1 protein-coding gene is annotated in these 469 nt (G+C 67.2%); it reads right to left on the bottom strand.

Annotation, left to right across the window (positions count from 1 at the left end; all coding sequences use genetic code 11):
- The coding region (locus RNB18_RS51475) for a DUF6531 domain-containing protein (RefSeq protein WP_311720992.1) at window positions 1-469 on the bottom strand (469 nt) is incomplete at both ends.

The following is a 469-nucleotide window of genomic DNA, read 5'->3' as shown; positions in this document are numbered from 1 at the left end:
CGGTGAGGGTGTAGTCGCCGGTTTCATCACGGCTCAGGGAATTCCGTGAGGTGCCGGATTCCGGGCGGGTGGGCAATCCGGGCAGGGGGTGGGGGTAAGTGATGAGCAGTCCGTCGTCGGTGACGTGAATGACACCGTTGGCATCGATCTCCAGACGTTCGTCGACGGTTGAGGACCAGGAGGGTCCGAAGAACCGGCCGACGCTGTAACCGGATTCGAAGCGACGCGTGAACGCCAGGGGCAGTACACCGGGGAGCCTCACGTCGGTCTGAGGAAGGAACATGCGGCCGGATGCGAGGTCAACCGGGTCGGTGCCTCCGCTGGTGCGCTCGCTGTCGGGCCGGTTGTGGGTACCTTCGGGTGAGCGGTTCTCCAGCCTCCGGGCGTCGGAGGCGATGTCGGCGGCCTCCTTCACCACGCGGGCACCCTTGACACCTGCCCCGGCGCCGCCGGTCGCGACGGTGAGGAC

Source organism: Streptomyces doebereineriae, from assembly GCF_031845645.1.
Lineage (GTDB): Bacteria > Actinomycetota > Actinomycetes > Streptomycetales > Streptomycetaceae > Streptomyces > Streptomyces canus.
This window is presented reverse-complemented; position numbering and strand designations above follow the sequence as displayed.